The sequence below is a fragment of the Janibacter alkaliphilus genome (assembly GCF_013408565.1).
Lineage (GTDB): Bacteria > Actinomycetota > Actinomycetes > Actinomycetales > Dermatophilaceae > Janibacter > Janibacter alkaliphilus.
Genome location: NZ_JACBZX010000001.1, coordinates 1,076,230 through 1,094,555, shown reverse-complemented (window position 1 = coordinate 1,094,555; position 18,326 = coordinate 1,076,230). Strand labels below are relative to the sequence as shown.

Annotated in this window: 17 protein-coding genes and 1 tRNA gene; 6 read left to right on the top strand and 12 right to left on the bottom strand. The window is 71.9% G+C overall.

Going from position 1 to position 18,326, the window contains the following annotated elements:
* Positions 1–85 precede the first annotated feature (85 nt).
* From BJY28_RS05240 to gyrB, 5 genes are all read right to left on the bottom strand, one after another.
* Entirely contained in the window at positions 86–256 is a 171-nt protein-coding gene (locus BJY28_RS05240) for a hypothetical protein (protein WP_179462067.1), read from the bottom strand.
* A 24-nt stretch (positions 257–280) separates the two neighbouring features.
* Positions 281–354: transfer RNA gene (locus tag BJY28_RS05235), tRNA-Ile, on the bottom strand.
* Positions 355–412: 58 nt separating this feature from the next.
* Positions 413–874 carry a DUF3566 domain-containing protein gene (locus tag BJY28_RS05230; protein WP_343036974.1) on the bottom strand — a complete coding sequence of 154 codons (462 nt, stop codon included), beginning with the start codon at positions 872–874 and terminating at the stop codon, positions 413–415.
* 20 nt (positions 875–894) lie between these two features.
* Positions 895–3,468: a DNA gyrase subunit A gene (gyrA, locus tag BJY28_RS05225; RefSeq protein WP_179462066.1), complete on the bottom strand. Its 2,574-nt coding sequence runs from the start codon at positions 3,466–3,468 to the stop codon at positions 895–897.
* A gap of 77 nt (positions 3,469–3,545) precedes the next feature.
* Positions 3,546–5,591 (bottom strand): DNA topoisomerase (ATP-hydrolyzing) subunit B, encoded by a 2,046-nt coding sequence (gene gyrB, locus BJY28_RS05220; RefSeq protein ID WP_179463959.1) that lies wholly within the window; start codon positions 5,589–5,591, stop codon positions 3,546–3,548.
* A 413-nt stretch (positions 5,592–6,004) separates the two neighbouring features.
* Between gyrB and BJY28_RS05215 the strand changes: the two genes are divergently transcribed.
* Positions 6,005–6,754: a hypothetical protein gene (locus tag BJY28_RS05215; RefSeq protein ID WP_179462065.1), complete on the top strand. Its 750-nt coding sequence runs from the start codon at positions 6,005–6,007 to the stop codon at positions 6,752–6,754.
* A gap of 78 nt (positions 6,755–6,832) precedes the next feature.
* On the opposite strand, the gene BJY28_RS05210 is transcribed toward BJY28_RS05215, so the two are convergent.
* The 7 genes from BJY28_RS05210 to dnaA all read right to left on the bottom strand — a co-directional run bounded on the left by BJY28_RS05210 (position 6,833) and on the right by dnaA (position 15,273).
* Positions 6,833–7,603: a serine hydrolase gene (locus BJY28_RS05210; RefSeq protein ID WP_179462064.1), complete on the bottom strand. Its 771-nt coding sequence runs from the start codon at positions 7,601–7,603 to the stop codon at positions 6,833–6,835.
* A 107-nt stretch (positions 7,604–7,710) separates the two neighbouring features.
* Positions 7,711–8,871, bottom strand: coding sequence for a hypothetical protein (locus tag BJY28_RS05205; protein ID WP_179462063.1), 1,161 nt, complete (start codon positions 8,869–8,871; stop codon positions 7,711–7,713).
* Positions 8,872–8,967: 96 nt separating this feature from the next.
* On the bottom strand, positions 8,968–9,567 hold the full coding sequence (locus BJY28_RS05200; protein WP_343036973.1) for a DciA family protein: 600 nt from the start codon (positions 9,565–9,567) through the stop codon (positions 8,968–8,970).
* On the bottom strand, positions 9,564–10,760 hold the full coding sequence (gene recF, locus BJY28_RS05195; protein ID WP_179462062.1) for a DNA replication/repair protein RecF: 1,197 nt from the start codon (positions 10,758–10,760) through the stop codon (positions 9,564–9,566). The genes BJY28_RS05200 and recF overlap by 4 nt, the downstream gene beginning before the upstream one ends.
* An 18-nt stretch (positions 10,761–10,778) precedes the next feature.
* Entirely contained in the window at positions 10,779–11,870 is a 1,092-nt protein-coding gene (gene gnd / locus BJY28_RS05190) for a phosphogluconate dehydrogenase (NAD(+)-dependent, decarboxylating) (RefSeq protein ID WP_179462061.1), read from the bottom strand.
* A gap of 52 nt (positions 11,871–11,922) precedes the next feature.
* The gene (gene dnaN / locus BJY28_RS05185) at positions 11,923–13,056 is read right to left on the bottom strand and encodes a DNA polymerase III subunit beta (RefSeq protein WP_179462060.1); all 1,134 of its coding nucleotides are present in this window, start codon (positions 13,054–13,056) and stop codon (positions 11,923–11,925) included.
* Between the two features lie 705 nt (positions 13,057–13,761).
* Positions 13,762–15,273, bottom strand: coding sequence for a chromosomal replication initiator protein DnaA (dnaA, locus tag BJY28_RS05180; RefSeq protein WP_179462059.1), 1,512 nt, complete (start codon positions 15,271–15,273; stop codon positions 13,762–13,764).
* Between the two features lie 457 nt (positions 15,274–15,730).
* On the opposite strand from dnaA, the gene rpmH reads away from it, so the two are divergent.
* The 5 genes from rpmH (at position 15,731) to BJY28_RS05155 (ending at position 18,310) form a co-directional block, all read left to right on the top strand.
* Positions 15,731–15,868 (top strand): 50S ribosomal protein L34, encoded by a 138-nt coding sequence (rpmH, locus tag BJY28_RS05175; RefSeq protein ID WP_179462058.1) that lies wholly within the window; start codon positions 15,731–15,733, stop codon positions 15,866–15,868.
* A gap of 25 nt (positions 15,869–15,893) precedes the next feature.
* Complete coding sequence (gene rnpA, locus BJY28_RS05170) at positions 15,894–16,265, top strand: ribonuclease P protein component (protein WP_179462057.1); 372 nt, start codon at positions 15,894–15,896, stop codon at positions 16,263–16,265.
* Positions 16,262–16,606 (top strand): membrane protein insertion efficiency factor YidD, encoded by a 345-nt coding sequence (gene yidD, locus BJY28_RS05165; RefSeq protein WP_179462056.1) that lies wholly within the window; start codon positions 16,262–16,264, stop codon positions 16,604–16,606. The genes rnpA and yidD overlap by 4 nt, the downstream gene beginning before the upstream one ends.
* Positions 16,603–17,619 (top strand): membrane protein insertase YidC, encoded by a 1,017-nt coding sequence (gene yidC / locus BJY28_RS05160; RefSeq protein ID WP_343036972.1) that lies wholly within the window; start codon positions 16,603–16,605, stop codon positions 17,617–17,619. Before yidD ends, yidC begins: the two co-directional genes overlap by 4 nt.
* Before the next feature lie 79 nt (positions 17,620–17,698).
* Positions 17,699–18,310 (top strand): Jag family protein, encoded by a 612-nt coding sequence (locus tag BJY28_RS05155; RefSeq protein ID WP_179462055.1) that lies wholly within the window; start codon positions 17,699–17,701, stop codon positions 18,308–18,310.
* Positions 18,311–18,326: the final 16 nt, after the last annotated feature.

The following is an 18,326-nucleotide window of genomic DNA, read 5'->3' as shown; positions in this document are numbered from 1 at the left end:
TTGTCCGGCCCGACCGCCCGGCTCGCCGTCCGTGCCAGCCGACGAGAGCATCGAGCTCCGCAGCGGGCGCGCCGGGGGACCGGTCTCAGGTCGGGCTGTCGCTGGCCGCGGCCCACGGACCGCTGGCCGGGCTCGTCGTGGACCCGGCGGCGCTGGCGGCTGCGTAGAGGTCCTTCTCGGAGCGCTGCTGCTCGACCTTCTTCTTCGCCCAGGCTGCGCCGAGGGCGGCGGCCACGAGCAGGAGGAGCTTCTTCATCACGGTCTCCTGAGGGAGTGCGGGTGGGCCTAAGAGGACTTGAACCTCTGACCTCTTCCTTATCAGGGAAGCGCTCTAACCGTCTGAGCTATAGGCCCGTGCGTCGCTCACGCGACGCCCGAGGTTACCCCAGCGCCGCAGCGGCGACCAAACCGGTCAGTCGTCGGTCAGGGTGAGGTTCAGCCCGCCGACGAGGCTGGCCACGATGTTGTAGAGGAAGGCGCCGAGCGTGACGATCGCGGTCATCAGCACGACGTCGACGACGGCCACGACGACCGACAGCGAGAGCACCCGCCCGAAGCCGACGAAGTCCATGATGTCGAAGGGCTCGCCCGAGCCCTCACCGATGATCTGGCTGGCCAGGTCGTTGATCGAGTCGAAGACCCCCATCGCGGACATCAGCCCCCAGAGCACCGCGGTCATGACGACCATGGCGATGCCGATGGCCACCGACAGCAGGAAGCCCACCTTCAGCGCGGAGAAGGGGTCCACCCGCGCCACCATGAGCTTGACCCGCCGCGGACGCCGCCGCGGCGTGCCGCCGCCCGGTCGCTGCGGGGCCCCGCCCGTGCGGGCCTGCCCGGAGGTCGACGTCGCCGGGGCCGCGCCGCGCGCCACCGTCGATTCTCCTGTCGAGCTCACTGCTCACCTCCGGGGACCGTCCCCTGCTCGTCCGTCACGGCCGGCTGGTCCGCCGGCACGCCCTCGTCAGGGGACGACGCTACCCCTTCATCGTCCTCCGGCGACGCAAGGCCACGGTCGACGTTGCGCGCCACCGTGACGATGGCGTCCCCGGAGCGCGGCGTGGCGAAGCGGACCCCCTGGGTGTTGCGCCCGGTCAGGCCGACGCTGTCCACCCGCGAGCGCACCACGTTGCCCTTGGCCATGACCACCATGACCTCGTCGTCGCCGCCCACGGTCAGGGCCCCGACGAGCTCGTCGCCCTTGCCCGTCTTGGCCACGGTGACCCCCAGCGTGCCGCGGCCCTTGGCCGTCCACTCGCTGGACCGGGTGCGCTTGGCGATGCCGTTCTCGAAGACGACGAAGACGTCCGGGTCGGTGCCGTCCTCGATGACGCTCATCGACAGCAGCGAGTCGGCGTCGCGGAACTTCATCCCGGTGACCCCGCTGGTCGCCCGACCCATCGGCCGCAGCATCTCGTCGGTGGCGTGGAAGCGCACCGACTGGCCCTTGCGGGAGACCAGCAGCAGGTCGTCCTCGGCCGAGGCCAGCTGGGCGTTGACCAGCTCGTCGCCGTCGCGCAGGTTGACCGCGATGAGCCCGCCGGAGCGGGGGGAGTCGTAGTCCGGCAGCCGGGACTTCTTGACCAGCCCGTTCTTCGTCGCCAGCACCAGGTAGGGGGAGACCTCGTAGTTCTCCACGGCCAGCACCGTGGCGATCTCCTCGTCCGGCTGCAGCGCCAGCAGGTTGGCCACGTGCTGCCCGCGCCCGTCACGGGCGCCCTCGGGCAGCTCGTAGGCCTTGACCCGGTAGACCCGGCCGAGGTTGGTGAAGAAGAGCAGCCAGTGGTGGGTGGAGGTCGTCGTGAAGTCCTTGATGACGTCCTCGCTGCGCAGCCGCGCCCCGCGGGTCCCCTTCGCGCCGCGACCGGTGAGCGAGTACTCCTCGACCTTGGTGCGCTTGGCGTAGCCGCCGCGGGTGATCGTCACGACAACGTCCTCCTGCGGGATGAGGTCCTCCATCGCCACGTCGCCGTCGAAGGGCATGATCTGGGTGCGCCGGTCGTCGCCGTAGCGGTCGACGATCTCGGCGAGCTCGTCGGAGACGATCTGCCGCTGCCGCTCGGGCTTGGCGAGGATGTCCCGGTAGTCGAGGATCCGCGCCTCGATCTCGTCGTGCTCGTCGATGATCTTCTGCCGCTCCAGCGCGGCCAGCCGGCGCAGCTGCAGGTCGAGGATCGCCCGGGCCTGCAGCTCGTCGATGTCGAGCAGCTCGACCAGCCCGGCGCGGGCCTCCTCGGCGGTGGGGCTGCGACGGATCAGCGCGATCACCTCGTCGAGCATGTCGAGGGCCTTGAGGTAGCCGCGCAGGATGTGGATGGCGGCCTCGTCCTTGCGCAGCCGGTACTCGGTGCGCCGCACGATGACGTCGATCTGGTGGTCCACCCAGTGCCGGATGAAGGCCGAGACCGGCAGGGTGCGCGGCACGCCGTCGACGAGGGCGAGCATGTTGGCGCCGAAGGTGGTCTGCAGCTGGGTGTGCTTGTAGAGGTTGTTGAGCACCACCTTGGCGACCGCGTCCCGGCGCAGCACGATGACCAGCCGCTGGCCGGTGCGCCCGGAGGTCTCGTCGCGGATGTCGGCGATGCCGCCGAGGCGCCCCTCCTTGGTCAGCTCGGCGATCTTCTGCGCCAGCGCGTCCGGGTTGACCTGGTAGGGCAGCTCGGAGACGACCAGGCAGGTGCGACCCTGGATCTCCTCGACCTCGACGACCGCGCGCATGATGATCGAGCCGCGGCCGGTGCGGTAGGCCTCGTCGATGCTGCGGGTCCCCATGACCAGCGCCCCGGTGGGGAAGTCCGGCCCCTTGATCCGGGCCATGACCGCCTCGAGCTGCTCCTCGCGGGTGGAGTCCGGGTGCTGCAGCACCCACTGCGCCGCGTCGGCCACCTCGCGCAGGTTGTGCGGCGGGATCTGGGTAGCCATGCCGACGGCGATGCCGGCCGAGCCGTTGACCAGCAGGTTGGGGAAGCGGGCCGGCAGCACGTCCGGCTGCAGCGTCTTGCCGTCGTAGTTGGGGACGAAGTCGACGGTCTCCTGGTCGATGTCCCGGACCAGCTCCATCGCCAGCGGGGCCATCTTGCACTCGGTGTACCGCGGGGCGGCGGCGCCGTCGTTGCCGGCCGAGCCGAAGTTGCCCTGGCCGTCGATGAGCGGGTAGCGCATCGACCAGGGCTGGACCAGGCGGACCATCGCGTCGTAGATCGCGGTGTCGCCGTGCGGGTGGTACTGGCCCATGACGTCGCCGACCACGCGGGAGCACTTGTTGTAGCCGCGGTCCGGTCGGTAGCCGCCGTCGTACATGGCGTAGACGATCCGGCGGTGCACCGGCTTGAGCCCGTCCCGGACGTCGGGCAGCGCGCGGCTGACGATGACGCTCATCGCGTACTCGATGTAGCTGCGCTGCATCTCCATGTTGAGGTCGACCGGGTCGACCCGGTCGGTCTGCGGAGTCTGCGGGGTGTCGGTCATTCAGCTGCCTTCGTCGAGGTCGGCGCGGGCCCGTGCGGGACCGTCGGCCGGGGAGGGCGGTCGGGTCGGGAGGGGCGTCAGATGTCGAGGAAGCGCACGTCGCGGGCGTTGCGCTGGATGAAGCCGCGGCGGCTCTCGACGTCCTCGCCCATGAGCACGGAGAAGATCTCGTCCGCCGCGGCGGCGTCGTCGAGGGTCACCTGGAGCAGCACCCGGGTGTCCGGGTCCATCGTGGTCTCCCACAGCTCCTGGTAGTTCATCTCGCCGAGGCCCTTGTAGCGCTGGATGCCGTTCTCCTTCGGCAGCCGGTAGCCCTTGGACTGGCCGTCGGCGACGAGGGCGTCGCGCTCCCGGTCGGAGAAGGCGAACTCGTGGTCGTGGTTGCTCCACTTGATCCGGTAGAGCGGCGGCTGGGCGAGGTAGACGTAGCCCGCCTCGATCATCGGCTTCATGAAGCGGAAGAGCAGCGTCAGCAGCAGCGTGCGGATGTGCATGCCGTCGACGTCGGCGTCGGCCATGAGCACGATCTTGTGGTAGCGCGCCTTGGTGATGTCGAAGTCCTCGCCGATGCCGGTGCCGAAGGCGGAGATCAGCGCCTGGACCTCGGTGTTGGCCAGCACCTTGTCGATGCGGGCCTTCTCGACGTTGAGGATCTTGCCGCGGATCGGCAGGATCGCCTGGTTCTCCGGGTTGCGGCCGGCCTTGGCCGAGCCGCCGGCGGAGTCGCCCTCGACGATGAAGACCTCGGAGACCGTCGGGTCCTTGCTCTGGCAGTCGGAGAGCTTGCCGGGCAGCCCGCCGGACTCCAGCAGGCCCTTGCGGCGGGTGGCGTCGCGGGCCTTGCGGGCAGCCATCCGGGCGGCCGCGGCCTGGATCGCCTTGCGCACGATGTCTTTGCCCTCGTTCGGGTGGGTGGCCAGGTAGTGGCCGAACTCGTCGGTCATCGCCCGCTGCACGAAGCCCTTGACCTCGGAGTTGCCGAGCTTGGTCTTGGTCTGCCCCTCGAACTGGGGCTCGCCCACCTTCACCGAGATGACCGCGGTCAGGCCCTCGCGGATGTCGTCCCCGGTGAGGTTGTCGTCCTTGTCCTTGAGCATGTTCTGCCGCCGGGCGAAGTCGTTGACCAGCTTGGTCAGGGCCGCGCGGAAGCCCTCCTCGTGGGTGCCGCCCTCGTGGGTGTTGATGGTGTTGGCGTAGGTGTGCACCGACTCGCTGAAGGCGGTGGTCCACTGCAGGGCGATCTCGAGGGAGAGCTCGCGCTCGGTGTCCTCGGAGGAGATGTCGATGATCTCGGCGGTCACCGGGTCCGCCTTCTTCGACCCGACGAGGTGCTTGACGTAGTCGACCAGGCCGTCGTCGTAGCGGTAGCTGACGGTGCGGGCCGGCTTCGGCGTCGGGTCGGCGTCCTCCTCGTCGGCCTCCACCTCGACGACGTCGTCGGCCTCGTCCAGGCCCTCGTCGCCGTCGTCGGCGTCACGGGCGACCCGCTCGTCGACGAGGTTCAGCCGCAGCCCCTTGTTGAGGAAGGCGTACTGCTGGAAGCGGGCGCGGATGGTCTCGAAGTCGTAGTCGACGCTCTCGAAGATGTCCGGGTCGGCCCAGAAGGTGATCGTCGTGCCGGTGGCGTCGGACTCCTCCTCCTGGCGAAGGGGGCCGGTGGCCGCCCCGCCCTCGAAGGACATCCGGTGGGCGTGCCCCTTCTGCCGGACGCACACGTCCAGCCGGGTGGACAGGGCGTTGACCACCGAGGAGCCGACGCCGTGCAGGCCGCCGGAGACCTTGTAGCCGCCCCCGCCGAACTTGCCGCCGGCGTGCAGCTGGGTGAGCACGAGCTCGACTGCGCTGACCCCTTCGGCCTCGTGGATGTCGGTGGGGATGCCACGGCCGTTGTCCTTGACCCGGACCGCACCGTCGGCCATGAGGGTGACGTCGATGGTGTCGGCGTAGCCGGCCAGCGCCTCGTCCACGGCGTTGTCGACGATCTCCCAGACGAGGTGGTGCAGCCCGCGCTCGCCGGTGGAGCCGATGTACATCCCGGGGCGCTTGCGCACCGCCTCCAGGCCCTCGAGGACGGTGATCGCGCTGGCGTCGTAGGCGCCGGCCTCCGCGCCCTGCGCGGCCAGCGCGCGGGCCGCGGCGGCCTCCTCGGCGGCCCGGGCCTGCTCGGCCTCGGCGGCGGTGAAGGTCTCGTCGGACTCGTCGGCCACGGTTCTCCTCGGTTCGGGCGGGGGACGGTGCCGCGCGTGCGCGTGACAACCCGTCGATCCTACCCGTCACGACCGACGATCCATGCACCTACCGGGCCCGTGGCGGGGGATCTGAGCGCTTCGCACCGCCCCGCCCGACTCCCTGCACGTCCCCGGGGGGGCCACGGGCCGTAAGCGGGCCTCGTGGGACGCGGCGGACCAGGGTGACCGGCCGGGTGCGCACACGATGTCAGAGGGACGTCGGACCGGGAGGTCGCACGCCGGTCCGGCGGCCGAGGAGGGGAGTCCCGGCCGCCCATCGCGGCAGGTCGGCCGACTAGAGTCCCGGTATGACCCGCACACGTCGCACCCGGACCTTCGCCGCGCTCGCCGCGGCCGCCATCATCCCGCTGGCCGCCTGCGGCTCGGACTCCGAGGGCGAGGGCGAGAGCAGCTCGAGCGCCAGCAGCGAGTCCAGCGCCGAGTCCAGCGGGTCGGAGTCCAGCGGGTCGGAGTCGAGCTCGTCCGAGGACACCGCGTCCTCCAGCGACACCGCCTCCTCCAGCAGCTCCGAGGAGAGCGGCTCGGCCTCGGGCGCCGGCGACGTCACCTCCGCGCAGGCCGGGGTCAGCTTCGACGTGCCGGACGGCTGGCAGCAGATCGACGCCGAGGAGATCGCCGCGAACCCGGACCAGGCCCCGCCGGAGCTCGAGGCGGCCGCTGAGGCGCAGGGCGTGAGCGTCGAGCAGTTCCTGCAGCAGATCACCCAGCAGACCGACCTCGTGGTGCTCGGCGAGACCGAGGACGGCTTCACCCCGAACATCAACGTCATCGCCTCGCCGCAGGTGCCCACCGACGCGCAGATCGAGAGCCAGCTCTCCAGCAGCGGCACGGTCGAGGGCACCGAGGACCTGGAGACCCCGATCGGGACCGGCACCGACACCACCTACGTGCTGCCGATGGGTGGCGTCGAGGTGCAGGGCCGGATGCTCGTCGTCCCCACGGACAGCGGCGCCGCGATCATCACCGTCTCCGCGGGCGACGCGGAGACCGCCGACTCGGTCGTCGGCACCGTCGCGGAGTCCCTCTCCGCGGCCTGAGCCGCACCCGACCTGCTCGAAGGGGGCGCCCCGCCGGTCCTGGTGGGGCGCCCCCTTCGTCGTGATCGCGGGCTGCGCTCAGCCGCAGCGTCCGCCCGGCAGCTGCTGCTGGTGCTCGGCGATCACCGCGGCGATCTCGTCGAGCACCGCGGTCCCCTCCTCGAAGGTCGGGGTGACCGTCTGCATGGTCACCGCCGTCCGGCCACCGTCCGCGTCCGGGATCACCGCCATCTGCCGGACGACGTAGCCGGCGTCGGTGGGACCCCAGCCGCCCTTGAAGATCGCGCCGTCGACGGCACCGAACCCCCACCGCTGGCTCTCCTGGATCTCACCCATCGGTCCGGTGACCGCCTTCGCCCCGTCCAGGCACGGCAGGCCGGCAGCGAACCGGGCCTGGTCGGCGATCCCCCACCGGGTCTGGCCGAAGGGGGTGTACCCCTCGGTCGTGCCGTTGGGCGGCACCTGGGTCCGGGAGTCTCCGGCCTCACGCAGAATGTCCTCGACGGCGTCGGCCGAGACCTGGCCACCGCCGAGGGTCGCCCACAGCCGGTAGGCGGCGTCGTTGTCGGAGATCGTCAGCGCCAGCTCGGTGTCCGCGGTGATGGTGGGCGCGCTCGTCTCGTCGGCCGCCCGGTCGGCGGCCAGCGCGACCGGCACCTTCGTCGTGGACCAGCCGAAGAGGCGCTCCGGGTCGGCGTCGGCGACCACCTCGACCTCGCGGTCGGCGTCGGCCCCGACCGGCAGCACCGCGACGGCCACCTGCTCATCCGCATACCTGCCGGCCACCTGCTCCAGGTCCCGCTGCAGGGCGGTGGGCAGCCCCGTCGTCGGGCTCGGGGTCGAGCTCACCGACTGGGCCCCCGACGGGCCGCTCGTCCCGTCGTCGTCAGCCGCCTCGCCGCCGGAGCACGCCGCCAGCGACAGCGCCGCGATCGGGACCAGCCAGCGCCGTGACGTCAGTAGAGGTAGACGACGGCGTTGTTCCCTCCGGTGCACACCGTCACCGTACGTCCCGTGCACCTCATCGTGTAGCTCTCGTCGGTCACCGGGCTGACCACCCGCACCTCGACGTCGCCGCCGTCCGGCTGCTGGTCCAGGTAGGCCTCACGCACCTCGGTGGCGAAGGCGCAGCTGGTCACGTCGTTGCCCCGGGCCACCGCGGTGCCCTCGACCGCGCTGGCGCAGGCGGTCGCGCCCGAGGGCAGCTCCCCGCTGCGGGTGGGGGTGCTCGTGGAGCTGGACGAGCTGCTGGAGGTGGTCTCCTCGCTCGGCTGCTCCGAACTGGTCGGCGGCTCGCCCGTCTCGGTGGTGGTCACCGTCTCGCCCGCCGTCGGGGCGGGGTCGTCGCCGCTGTAGCGGATGATCCCGAGCATCACCAGGGCGCCGACGAGCACCCCGACGACGAGCAGCGCGATCAGGGCGAGCGGGGAGAGCCCGCGACGGCGTGGCGGCGGACCCGCGTAGCCCGGGTGAGCGGACTGACCACCCGCGCCCGGATGACCCGGACCGCCGTACTGGCTGCCCTGAGGACCACCGTGGGGACCGCCCGGGTGGCCGCCGTGCGGCGCGCCGTAGGCGTACGAGCCCACCGCGTAGCCACCTCCCGCCGCTGCAGCGTCGTACCCCGGGTAGCCGCCCCCGTGACCGGCCGCCGGGTACCCGCCGCCGGGTCCGGCAGCCGCCTGGTCCGGTCCGGCCGCACCCCCGGCGGTGGTGCCGCCGTATCCCGGCGCAGCACGACCGTGCGGCTCCGACGGCTCGCTCCACCAGCCGGAGGGCACGCTGTCGAAGTCGGCCCCACGGTCGTCGGCCGGCTCGCCGGACTGGGGCTGGGTGGGGACGGCCCGGGTGGGCACCTCGGCCGGGTCTGCCGGACCCGGGTCTGCCGAACCCGGGTCTGCCGAACCCGGGTCCGCGCCAGGCTCGTCCGGGCCAGGCTGGTCCGGACCGGCATCCTCGGCGCTACCGGACTCGTCCGACGCCGAGGTGGACCGCCGGCTCGCGTCCTCCGAGGCACTCAACGGGGCCACCTCGTCGGTGTCGGCCGCCCCGAAGAGGGCGTCGAAGGCGTCGGTGCCCTCGCCGGGCTCCTCGCCGTGCTCGTCGCGCGTGCTCATACGTCGTCCTTCGTGGGCTTGCGTGCGGGGCCGGCCCACGGGCCGGCCGCCGCCCCACGATGCCACAGCCGGCCGTGCCCGTCCTGGGCCAGCGGCTCAGCCGTAGGTGTCCCGCGGACCGCGACCGCCGGTGGTGCGCCGCGGCCCCTTGCTCCAGGACGGCGCGCTCGGCCCGTGCACCCGGATCTCGCTCACCTGCCCGGCGCCGATCGCCTCGTCGATCCTCTGCAGCAGCGAGGCGCTGAGCCACCGGATCTGGGTGGCCCAGGCGGTCGAGTCGGCCCGCACCGTAAGCACCCCACCCTCGAAGGTCACCGGGGTCGCGTGCTCGGCGATCTCGCGGCCGACGATCTCGGCCCACCGCCCCATCACCTGACCCACGGCGACGTCGGTGCCCCAGCCACGATCGCCGACGATCCGCTCCACCTGGTCCCCGAGCAGCGCCGGATCACGGTCCCGGCCCGTCGAGACGGTGGGGTCGGCGTCGGCCCGCGGCCGCCGTCGAGGACGCGGCCGGGTCCCGGGGCGCAACCCCTTCGCCCGGGCACCGGCCCTTGCGCGGCGCAGCGCGTCCGCCGCGGCGTCGGCCACCGACGAGTCCGGGGCCTCGTCACCGGCCAGGCCACCGCCGGTCGAGGCACCAGCGGTGGCGGGATCCGAGGACACCTCCTCGCCGTCCGGCGGCTGCTGGCTCACCCCGGTCTCACCTCGCCGAGGGTCACGTCGAAGCGGGCGCCGGCGAGCGCCTCCGGGACGTCCTCGCTGACCGCCGCCGTGACCAGCACCTGCTCGCAGTCGGCGATCAGCCCGGCCAGGCGCTCGCGGCGCCCCGAGTCCAGCTCGGCGAAGACGTCGTCGAGGACGAGCACCGGGTCGTCGCCGAGGTCGTGCCGCAGCAGCTGGTAGGCCGCCAGCCGCAGCCCCAGGGCGAAGGACCAGGACTCACCGTGGCTGGCGTACCCCTTCGCCGGCATCTCGCCCAGGCCCAGCACGACGTCGTCGCGGTGCGGCCCGACGAGGGTGACCCCGCGCTCGATCTCCTGCTCGCGGACCTGGGCCAGGCTCTCCAGGATCAGCTCGTGCAGCCGCTCCGGCTCGGGCACCTCACCGTCGGCGACCGCCGCGGCCGCCTGCTCGTGCAGCGACGAGCGGTAGACCGCGGTGACCGCGGCCTGGTTGGCGCTGACCTCCTGGTAGGCCGCGACCAGGTGCGGGACGAGGTCGCGCAGCAGCCGCAGCCGGGCGTAGAGCAGCCGGCTGCCGACGGTGGCCAGGTGCTCGTCCCAGATGTCCAGGGTGCGCAGCGCGTCGGCCCGCGCCTCGGCGGGGTCGACCCCCTCCGGGGTGCGGCCCCGACCGCGACCGCGGCGGGAGAGGACCGGCTGGGCCGAGCGCAGCAGCGCGCCGCGCTGCTTGAGGATCTTCTCGTAGTCGCTGCGCACCCCCGCCCAGCGCGGCTGGCGCTGCACCAGCAGCTCGTCGAGGAAGCGCCGCCGCTCGCCGGGCTCACCCTTGACCAGCGCCAGGTCCTCCGGTGCGAAGAGCACCGTCCGCAGGGTGCCGAGGACGTCGCGCGGACGGGTCAGCGGCGCCCGGTTGAGCCGGGCCCGGTTGGCCCGACCCGGCGTGATCTCCAGCTCGACGAGGCTCTCCCGGCCGTCGCGCACGACCGCCGCCCGCACGACGGCCCGCTGCGCGCCGAAGCGGACGAGCGGCGCGTCGGTCGCCACCCGGTGGCTGGACAGCGAGGCGACGTAGCCGATCGCCTCGGCGAGGTTGGTCTTGCCCTGCCCGTTGAGCCCGACCAGGGTGCTCACCCCCGGCGCGAGCGGCAGGTCGGCCGAGACGTAGCTGCGGAAGTCGCCGACCGTGAGGTGACGGACGTGCATCGCGAAGGGGTGCCCCGCTCAGCCGGTGGAGCCGGTCCCCGACGTGGGACCGGAGGACTCGCCCGTGCTGCCGGACCCCGACGACGGGCCGGCGCTCGCCGCTCGGGCGCCCTCTGCCTGCACCGACGAGGCGTCCGTGGACCCGGTGATCTTCTTGGCCTCCTGCTCGCGCGACGCGGTCGGCGACGTCACCCCCTTCGTCGCCTCGGCCCGCAGCTCCTGACCCTCGGCGACGGTCATGACCTGGTGCCCGCCGAACTGGCCGCGCAGCGCGGCGACGGCCTGCATCGCCGGGCTGGACTGCTGTCGGGAGGCGAAGCGGGCGAAGAGCGAGGCGGAGATGACCGGCATCGGCACGGCCAGCTCGATGGCCTCCTCGACGGTCCAGCGGCCCTCCCCGGAGTCGGCGGTGTAGTCCGAGACGTCCTCGAGGGTGGGGTCGGCCTCGAGGGCGGCGACCATGAGGTCGAGCAGCCACGAGCGGACCACGGTGCCGCGGCTCCACGCCTTGAAGGCCCCGGGCACGTCGGTGACGATGTCCTTCTTCGCCAGCAGCTCGTAGCCCTCGGCGTAGGCGTGCATGAGGCCGTACTCGATGCCGTTGTGCACCATCTTGGTGTAGTGACCGGCACCGACCGCCCCGGCGTGGACGAAGCCCTCGTCGCGCGGCCCCTCCGGACGCAGCGCGTCGAAGACCGGCATCGCCCGCTCGACCAGCGGGGTGTCGCCACCGACCATGAGGCCGTAGCCGTTCTCCAGGCCCCAGATGCCGCCGGAGACGCCGCAGTCGAGGTAGCCGACGCCCTGCTCGCCGAGCACCTCCGCGTGCTCGAAGTCGTCGGTGAAGCGGCTGTTGCCGCCGTCGATGACGAGGTCGCCCTCGTCGAGCCGGTCGGCGAGGTCGGCGATCACCGACCGGGTGATCTCCCCGGCCGGCACCATGACCCACACCGTGCGCGGCGCCTGCAGGCCGTCGATCATCTCCTGCACCGAGGCGACGTCGCTGACCTCCGGGTCACGGTCGTAGCCGATCACCTCGTGCCCGGCCCGGCGGATGCGCTCGCGCATGTTCCCGCCCATCTTGCCCAGTCCGATCAGACCCAGCTGCATGGCAGTCCCCTTCGTCGGTTGGTCTCGCGCGGTGGTGGTACGGCCGTCCGGCTCAGCCGGCCAGGCGGACCGGCTGCAGGACGTAGCGGTAGGTGGTGTCGACCTCGGCGTCCGCCGACTCCTGACCGGTGATCATCGCCGGCTTCAGCGGGGCGGTGAAGGACATCCGGGCGAAGGTGGTGCCCAGCGCCCCGAGCCCGTCGAGCAGGTAGCCGGGGTTGAAGGCGATCTCGAGCTCCGGGCCCTGCACGGTCGCCTCGACCGCCTCGGAGGCCTGGGCGTCGTCCCCGGTGCCGGCCTCGATGGCCACCTGACCATCGCCGAAGCGCAGCCGCACAGGGGTGTTGCGCTCGGCGACGAGCGCCACCCGCTTGACCGCCTCGGTGAGCGCGTGGGTGTCGATGACCGCCTCGGTCTCGCTGCTCGTCGGGAAGATCTTGGCGACCTTGGGGTACTCGCCGTCGAGCAGCCGGGTGGTGGTGCGTCGCTGACCGGCCTCGAAGCCGACCAGCCCGTCACCGCCGGCGGCACCGCCGAAGGCGACGTCGATGGAGCCGGCCGCGCCGAGCGCCTTGGCGGTGTCGGAGAGGGTGCGCGCCGGGATGAGCGCGACATGGCTGGCGTCGGCGGCGTTCGGGCTCCACGCCAGCTCACGCATCGCCAGCCGGTAGCGGTCGGTGGCCAGCAGGGTGATCGTCTCGCCCTCGACCTCGACCCGGACGCCGGTGAGGATCGGCAGGGTGTCGCCGCGGTCCGCGGCGACCTGCACCTGCTGCACCGCCTGGGTGAAGAGCGAGCCGTCGATGCTGCCGCTGCCCTCCGGCGAGCTGGGCAGGGTCGGGTACTCCTGCGCCGGCATCTGCAGCAGGGCGAAGCGCGAGCTGCCGCAGGTGACCTGCACCTTGCTGCCCTCGGCGGTGACCTCGACCGGCTGGTTCGGCAGGTTCCGGGAGATGTCGGCCAGCAGTCGTCCCAGCACGAGCACGGTGCCGCTCTGCGAGACCTCGGCCGGGACGGAGATCCGGGCCGAGACCTCGTAGTCGAAGGCGGAGAGCGTCAGGGTGCCGTCGTCGGCGGCCTCGAGCAGGACCCCGGCCAGCACCGGGACCGGCGGCCGGGCGGGCAGACCACGGGCCACCCAGGTGACGGCCTCGGCCAGCACATCTCGCTCGACGCGGAACTTCACGACAGACCTACCCTTCGGCGCGCCCGTGCGACGCGCGAGGCTGCTCGGTGGATGACAGGAACTCCTCCCACGCGTGGTGCGTGGGCGTTCACCCTAGCCCGCGCCGCGGCTCCTGGTCATCACGACGGGTCACCGGTCGTCAGCGACGGTGGTGGTCGGCAGGACGTGTGATCCACAGCCGGGAGCTCGGCATGCGTGGGGCAGCAGAGTCATCGATGTCAGGACTCATCGTGGTCATCGGGGCTGTGGGTTCGGTGGACAACCCGGATCCGGCCCGGTTTCTCGGGGGAGATGCCTGTGGGTGAGGCGTGGAGGGCGTTGTGCACGAGCGGGGGGTGGTTGTGGGTCGCCGACCGTCGTGCACAGGCGTCCCCAGCCGGCGCCACGGGATCCACAGCGTCCCGCGCAGGGTTGTCCGCAGGACGTGGGAGGGAGGGGGGTCGCGAGCGGGCTGGTGCGGCGTCGCGGGGCGGGTGGTCCGCGTGTCGTCCACCCACAGAGTTGTCCACAGGGTGTGGATCGTGTGGACGGGTACGGATGACACCGATGTCGTTCCCGTGGCTGCCAGGCAGGAGGTCGTGCGCGCGGCTGCCCACAGCTGTGGACGAAGGGTGTGGAGCGGGCGGGGGGCCCAGGCGGCGGTCGGACAGGCGGCGGCTGGGCAGGGGTGGTTGCGCAGGGGTGGCCGGGGGATGCCGACCGGGCTCAGACGGACTGCTGCTTGATCCGGTTGGTGAGCTCGGTGACCTGGTTGTAGATCGCCCGGCGCTCGCCCATCAGCTCACGGATCTTGCGGTCGGCGTGCATCACCGTGGTGTGGTCGCGGCCGCCGAACTGCTGACCGATCTTGGGCAGCGAGGCGTCGGTGAGCTCGCGGCAGAGGTACATCGCGATCTGCCGGGCCGTCACCAGCACCCGGGTGCGCGAGGCGCCCTGCAGGTCCTCGATGGTCAGCCCGAAGTACTCCGCGGTCTGGGCCATGATCGTCGCGCTGGAGATCTCCGAGGACTGCTCGTGCGGGATGAGGTCCTTGAGCACGATCTGCGCCAGGGCCATGTCCACCGGCTGCCGGTTGAGGCTGGCGAAGGCGGTCACCCGGATCAGGGCGCCCTCGAGCTCGCGGATGTTCGTGCTGATCTTGCTGGCGATGAACTCCAGCACGTCGTCCGGCACGGACAGGTTCTCCTGGATCGCCTTCTTCCGCAGGATCGCGATCCGGGTCTCCAGGTCCGGCGGCTGCACGTCGGTGAGCAGACCCCACTCGAAGCGGCTGCGCATCCGCTCCTCGAAGCCGGAGAGCAGCTTCGGCGGGACGTCGGAGGTGATGACGACCTGCTTGTTGGCGTTGTGCAGCGTGTTGAAGGTGTGGAAGAACTCCTCCTGGGTCTGCATCTTGCCCTGGAGGAACTGGATGTCGTCGATGAGCAGCACGTCGACGTCGCGGTAGCGGCGCTGGAAGTTGGCCGCCTTGTCGTCGCGGATGCTGTTGATGAAGTCGTTGGTGAATTCCTCGGAGTTCACGTAGCGCACCTTGACGTGCGGGTAGAGGTTGCGCGCGTAGTGGCCGATCGCGTGCAGCAGGTGGGTCTTGCCCAGCCCGGACTCGCCGTAGATGAAGAGCGGGTTGTACGCCTTGGCCGGGGCCTCGGCGACGGCGACCGCGGCCGCGTTGGCGAAGCGGTTGCTCGAGCCGATGACGAAGGTGTCGAAGATGTACTTCGGGTTCAGCCGGGTCAGCTCCACCTGCTCCGGCTCGGGCCGGCCGCGCACCGGCCGGTTCGGGGTGGTGGCCACCCGCAGCCGGTCGTGGTTGTCGTCGACGATGTCGTCGTCGGCCTCGTCCGGGTTCTCCGGGGCGGGCAGGACGGTCGCTGGCGCGGCTGGCGCGTGCCGGTCCCGGTCGGCCTCGTCGGTGACGGGGGCGTCGGTCGGCGGGCCTGCCTCGTCCTCGGCCAGCGAGGGGTCCACGGTCACCGCGAGGCGGATGTCGCGACCGAGCTGCTCGGAGAGCGCCTGGGTCACGTGCATCCGCAGCCGCTGCTCGACGTACTGCTTGGAGAAGTCGTCCGGGACGGCGATCAGCGCGGTGTCGTCCAGCAGCCCGACCAGCCGGGCCATCGTGAGGAAGGCACGCCGGGTGACTGGGACCCCGTCGGCATCGAGGGAGTCGAGGGTGGTGCGCCACACCTGACCGAAGTCCACGTCGGCGTCCGCCACCTGCACACACCTCGCTGCTCTCGACCGGTCACGCTCGTCCCGCAGCCCAGGCTCGTGGACCGCGCCGCACCCTGATCTCACCACGAACCCGAGGGTCGATGACGGTGAACGTCCACAGGGTTGTCCACACCTGTGGAGTATCTGGGGGTGACGCAGGACGCTAACACGTCGCGCGCCGCCACGGGCAACCGACGGCGAGAAAACCTGTGCCCGGTCGGCGTGTCGCGCCGTGGCCCGCGACGTCCGCTGCAACGATGCCCGGTTCGCTCGCGCCGAGGTGCCGAACGCCTCGTGGGTTTGACCCTGTCCGGAGGGCTCCCGTACCGTAAAACCTGGCCTGTCGGCCGCTTTCGCATGCCCATGAACCCGGCACCCGGGACGTGGGCCTCCGATCGCGGCCGAAGAGGGCGGACGACCACGCGAGCCGGGCGGCTCGCCGACCCATCGGAGATCTCGCATGAGCAAGCGCACCTTCCAGCCCAACAACCGACGCCGCGCGAAGACCCACGGCTTCCGTCTGCGCATGCGCACCCGGGCCGGCCGCTCGATCCTCGCCAACCGTCGCGCCAAGGGCCGCGCCAAGCTCTCGGCCTGACGCGGACACCCTCGGGAGGCTCGGGGTGCTGCCGGCGCGGCACCGGCTCACCGAGCGCGCGGACTTCTCAGCCACGGTCCGCGGCTCCGACGCTCGACGTCGGGGCTCGCGCCTGCTCGTCGTCCACGCCCGCGTGACCGGACGGACCGACCCGGCGGGGGATGCCCCGCCCCGGGTCGGTCTCGTCGTGTCCCGGGCGGTCGGCGGGTCGGTGGTCCGGAACCGGGTCGCCCGCCGGCTGCGCCACCAGGTGGCCCCGCTGCTGGAGCGCCTCCCTGCCGGAACCGACGTCGTCCTGCGGGCCACCCCCGCGGCCGCCACCGCGACGTCGGCGGAGCTGGGCGAGGCCATCGCCCGGGGACTGGGCGACCTGTATACCGGTAGGGGTGTTTCGTGAGCCGCGCGTCGCTCCGCCGGGTCGCCGCGCTGCCGCTGGTCGCGCTGGTCCGTGCCTACCAGCTGCTGATCTCCCCCCTTCTCCCGCCGTCCTGCCGCTACTTCCCCAGCTGCTCGGAGTACGGCCTCACCGCGCTCCGGCGGTTCGGTCCCCTTAGCGGGACCTATCTCATGCTTCACCGGATCGCCCGGTGCCACCCCTGGTCCGCCGGGGGGATCGACCACGTGCCCGACACCTGGGCCGACCGCGGGTCGCCGGAGCTGGCGCGACCACGGCTGGCGACCGATGACGGGCACGACCACGGCGCCGAGCGCGCCCAGGAAAGGACATCGCTCCCGTGAGCCTCAGTGACCTGATGTACCCCTTCGAGTGGATCGTCGCCTGGATCATGTATCTCTGGCACGGCGCGCTCACCGCCGTCGGCATGCCCGAGGCCAGCGGCTGGACCTGGACCCTGTCCATCGTGGGTCTGGTGATCGTCATGCGGGCCGCGCTCATCCCGCTCTTCGTCAAGCAGATCCACGCCTCCCGCAAGATGCAGCTCATCCAGCCGGAGATGCAGAAGATCCAGAAGAAGTACAAGGGCAAGACGGACCCGGAGTCTCGGCAGAAGATGACCGAGGAGACGATGGCCCTCTACAAGGACACGGGGACCAACCCGTTCTCCTCGTGCCTGCCGATCCTCGTGCAGATGCCCTTCTTCTTCGGCCTCTTCCGGGTGCTCAACGGTCTGGACGAGATGGCTGACGGGGTGAACGAGCCGATCGGCCCGCTCTCCCGCGAGCTCGCGGCCCAGGCCGAGAGCTCGACGATCTTCGGCGCCCGGCTGTCCGACATCTTCTGGGGCGCCGACGACCTCAACGTGCAGATCGTCACGGTCGTGCTCATCGTGCTCATGTCGGCGACGACCTTCATCACCCAGCACCAGCTGATGCGCAAGAACATGCCGGCTGCCGCGCTGGAGGGGCCGATCGCGCAGCAGCAGAAGATCATGCTCTACCTCTTCCCGATCATCTTCGCCGTGACCGGCGTGAACTTCCCGATCGGTGTGCTCATCTACTGGTTCACCACGAACCTCTGGACGATGCTGCAGCAGTTCTACGTCATCCGGCGGATGCCGGCCCCGGGCTCGGCCGCGGAGAAGGCCATGCAGCAGCGGCGCCGCGCCGCCGGCAAGCCGGTGGACACCCCGGAGGAGACCCGCGAGCGGGCGCACGACGAGGAGATGGCCGAGGAGCTGCGGGCGAAGGGCGTCGCCGTCTCCGGCCAACGGACGCAGCCGAAGAGCAAGAAGCGGGCGAAGAAGGCGGGTCCGCCGCCGAAGAAGCCGGGCGGCTCCGGCGGCAGCCAGTAGCCGCAGCAGCCCGCTCCCCAGACCTGACCTGGGTCCGGCGCCGCGCGCCCGGCCCGTCATCCCGACACCGAGGAGACACATGACCAGCACGGACGAGACCTCCGGGCGCCGCAGCCAGCTCGAGCGCGAGGGCGAGGTGGCCGCAGACTTCCTGGAGACGCTGCTCGACATCGCCGACCTGGACGGCGACATCGACCTCGACATCGATGGCGACCGGGCCGCGGTGGCCGTCGTCGACTCCGACGAAGGGCGCGTCCCTCGCCGGCTCGTCGGGCAGGACGGCCGGGTCCTCGAGGCCCTGCAGGAGCTGACCCGGCTGGCGGTGCAGTCCGCGACGGGTGAGCGCAGCCGGCTCATGCTGGACGTCGCGGGACATCGGGCGGGTCGCCGGTCCGAGCTCGCCGAGGCTGCCCAGCGGGCGATCCAGGAGGTGCAGGAGTCCGGTGAGGAGACCTCCCTGGAGCCGATGTCCGCCTTCGAGCGCAAGGTCGTCCACGACGAGGTGCTCGCCGCCGGTCTCCGCTCGGAGTCCTCGGGCAGCGAGCCGCGACGCTTCGTCGTCGTGCTGCCGGCGGCCGAGGGGTCGCAGCGCACCGGGCAGGCGGAGACCGGGACGGACACGCACGAGTCGGACGCCGCCGAGCCCGGTGCGGAGGCCTCGGACAGCACGACGGAGGCGGAGTCGGCGTGACCGTTTCACGTGGAAC